This window comes from Pseudomonas mandelii (assembly GCF_002251635.1).
Taxonomy (GTDB): domain Bacteria; phylum Pseudomonadota; class Gammaproteobacteria; order Pseudomonadales; family Pseudomonadaceae; genus Aquipseudomonas; species Aquipseudomonas mandelii_B.
In genome coordinates this window covers 1-3,202 of sequence record NZ_NMOJ01000228.1, presented here as the reverse complement: position 1 = coordinate 3,202, position 3,202 = coordinate 1, and the positions used below count along the sequence as shown (strand labels likewise).

At 60.8% G+C, this 3,202-nt stretch carries 3 protein-coding genes; 2 read left to right on the top strand and 1 reads right to left on the bottom strand.

Annotated features, from left to right (window positions below; genetic code table 11):
* Positions 1-74: 74 nt before the first annotated feature.
* Positions 75-920, top strand: coding sequence for a xanthine dehydrogenase accessory protein XdhC (xdhC, locus tag B7L09_RS27240; RefSeq protein ID WP_094471471.1), 846 nt, complete (start codon positions 75-77; stop codon positions 918-920).
* A gap of 8 nt (positions 921-928) precedes the next feature.
* Positions 929-2,233, top strand: coding sequence for a guanine deaminase (gene guaD, locus B7L09_RS27235; protein ID WP_094471472.1), 1,305 nt, complete (start codon positions 929-931; stop codon positions 2,231-2,233).
* Between the two features lie 172 nt (positions 2,234-2,405).
* Here guaD and B7L09_RS27230 read toward each other — a convergent pair whose 3' ends face one another.
* A complete protein-coding gene (locus B7L09_RS27230; protein WP_094471470.1) occupies positions 2,406-3,170 on the bottom strand; it encodes a GntR family transcriptional regulator in 765 nt (254 codons plus the stop codon).
* Between the last annotated feature and the right edge of the window lie 32 nt (positions 3,171-3,202).

Genomic DNA, 3,202 nt, shown 5'->3' with positions numbered 1-3,202 from the left:
ATTTGACAGNACTCNGTGGGAGCTGGCTTGCCAGCGATGAGGCCCGAACAGACAACAGAAATGTTGAGGTGAATATGTACAACTGGATCGACGCCCTCGCCGACCTGCAATCCCGGGGTGAACCCTGCGTGCTGGTGACCATCATCGAAGAGCTCGGCTCCACGCCGCGCAATGCCGGCTCCAAGATGGTGATCAGCGCCGCGCAGACCTTCGACACCATCGGTGGCGGGCACTTGGAATACAAGGCGATGCAGATCGCCCGCGACATGCTCGTGCGTGGCCAGCAGAACACCCATCTGGAGCGCTTCAGCCTCGGCGCGAGCCTTGGCCAGTGCTGCGGTGGCGTGACCGTGCTGCTGTTCGAACCCATGGGCCAGGTCCAGGCGCAGATCGCCGTGTTCGGCGCAGGCCATGTCGGTCGGGCGCTGGTGCCGCTGCTCGCCAGCCTGCCCTGCCGGGTGCGCTGGATCGATTCGCGGGAAGCGGAATTCCCGGAACAGATCCCCCACGGCGTGCGCAAAATTGTTGCCGAAGAACCGGTGGATGAAATCGACAACCTGCCCGCCGGCAGCTACTGCATCGTCATGACCCACAATCATGCGCTGGACCTGGAACTGACCGCGGCACTGCTCAAGCGCAATGACTTTGCTTACTTCGGCTTGATCGGTTCAAAGACCAAGCGGGTCAAGTTCGAACACCGCCTGCGTGACCGCGGCTTCGATACCGCACAGTTGCAACGCATGCGCTGCCCCATGGGCCTCACCGAGGTGAAGGGCAAATTACCGGTGGAGATCGCCATCTCCATCGCCGGCGAAATCATTGCCACCTATAACGCGAATTTCGGCCAGCAAACAGCCAGCGCCGGATCATCGATTGCCAAACTGCTGCCTGCGTCACGCCGCAGCCAAGCCTCCCACTGAGGATGACCATGCCTTTGACTCGCAAAGCCTACCGTGCCGCCATCCTGCACAGCATCGCCGACCCTGCTGAAGTAGGGATCGAAGCCTCCTACGAGTATTTCGAAGACGGCCTGCTGGTGATCGATAACGGCCAGATCAGTGCCCTCGGCCACGCCAGCGACTTGCTGCCGACCCTGCCCACCGATATCGAGATCACTCATTATCAGGACGCGCTGATCACCCCCGGCCTGATCGACACCCACATCCACCTGCCGCAAACCGGCATGGTCGGCGCCTATGGCGAGCAACTGCTGGATTGGCTCAACACTTACACCTTCCCGTGTGAAAGCCAGTTCGCCGATAAGGCCCATGCCGAAGAAGTCGCGGACATCTTCATCAAGGAACTGCTGCGCAACGGCACCACCACCGCGCTGGTGTTCGGCAGCGTGCACCCGCAGTCGGTGAATTCATTCTTTGAAGCGGCCGAGAAACTCGACCTGCGCATGATCGCCGGCAAGGTGATGATGGACCGCAACGCACCGGACTACCTGACCGACACCGCCGAATCCGGCTACCAGGAAAGCAAGGCGCTGATCGAGCGCTGGCACGGCAAGGGCCGTTTGCACTACGCGGTGACCCCGCGCTTCGCCCCCACCAGCACCCCGGAACAACTGACCCTCGCCGGCCAGTTGCTCAGCGAATACCCCGACCTGTACATGCAGACCCACATCAGCGAAAACCTGAAGGAAGTCGAGTGGGTCAAGGAACTGTTCCCCGAGCGCAAAGGCTATCTGGATGTGTACGACCACTACAAACTGCTGGGCGAGCGCTCGGTGTTTGCCCATGGTGTGCACCTGTGTGACGACGAGTGCGCGCGGCTCGCAGAAACGGGTTCGGCCGTAGCGTTCTGCCCAACGTCGAACTTCTTCCTCGGCAGTGGTTTGTTCAACCTGCCGATGGCCGAGAAGCACAAACTGAACGTTGGTTTGGGCACGGACGTGGGCGGCGGTACCAGCTTCTCGCTGCTGCAAACGTTGAACGAAGCCTACAAGGTCATGCAGTTGCAGGGCGCGCGGTTGAGCCCGTTCAAGTCGCTGTACCTGGCCACGTTGGGCGGTGCGCGGGCACTGCGCCTGGAAGACAAGATCGGCACTTTGCAGCCGGGCACCGATGCGGACTTTTTGGTACTGGATTACAACGCCACGCCGCTGCTGAGCTATCGCTTGAAGCAAGCCAATAATATTGCCGAGACGTTGTTTGTGTTGATGACGCTGGGGGATGATCGGGCGGTGNTGCAGACGTATGCGGCGGGGAATCAGGTGCATCAGCGCTAAGTTCTTCCGGGCATAAAAAATCCCCCGTTGCTTTACCGCACTGGGGGATTTTTGTTGCCTATCAGATTGCTATCGCGGGCAAGCCTGCTCCCACAGGATCGCGGTGAGCGTGCAACCGACATCCATCCTGTGGGAGCGTGGCTTGCCCGCGATGGGCGCGCCTCGTTCTACCTTAGAGCTTGACCGCAGGCCGCCCCGGCTTCTTGGTCTGCAATAAATGCGAGAACACTGCATGCAAATCATCCGACGCGCTTTCCTCATCGAGGTTGAGCTTGCTGTCGATGTGATCCATGTGATGCATCATCAGATTCACCGCCAGCGTCGCGTCCCGTGCTTCGATCGCATCGATCAGCTGAGTGTGCTCATCGTAGGAACAGTGCGAGCGGTTGCCGCTTTCGTACTGGGCGATGATCAACGATGTCTGGGAAACCAGGCTGCGCTGGAAGCTGATCAGCGGCGCATTCTTCGCCGCTTCGGCCAGCTTGAGGTGGAATTCGCCGGAAAGACGGATACCCGCACCGCGATCGCCACGGGAGAAGCTGTCGCGCTCATCGTTGACCATCTGCCGCAGCTCGGCAATCTGCTCGGCAGTCGCGTGCTGAACCGCCAATTCAGTGATCGCCCGCTCGACCAGACGCCGCGCCAGGAACACCTGACGGGCNTCTTCTACACTTGGGCTCGCCACCACCGCGCCGCGATTGGGCCGCAGCAACACCACGCCCTCATGGGCCAGGCGCGACAGCGCGCGGCGAATGATGGTGCGGCTGACGCCGAAGATTTCGCCCAGTGCCTCTTCGCTCAACTTGGTGCCGGGCGCCAGACGCTGTTCGAGGATGGCCTCGAAGATATGCGCGTAGACAATATCGTCCTGGGTACCGCTGCGACCGGCCTTGCCGGCTCGCGGTTGTTTCTTGAGAGGTTGCAACTGTTCGTTCATGGGCACTCGGGTAGGGAGAACGGCGGCGAATT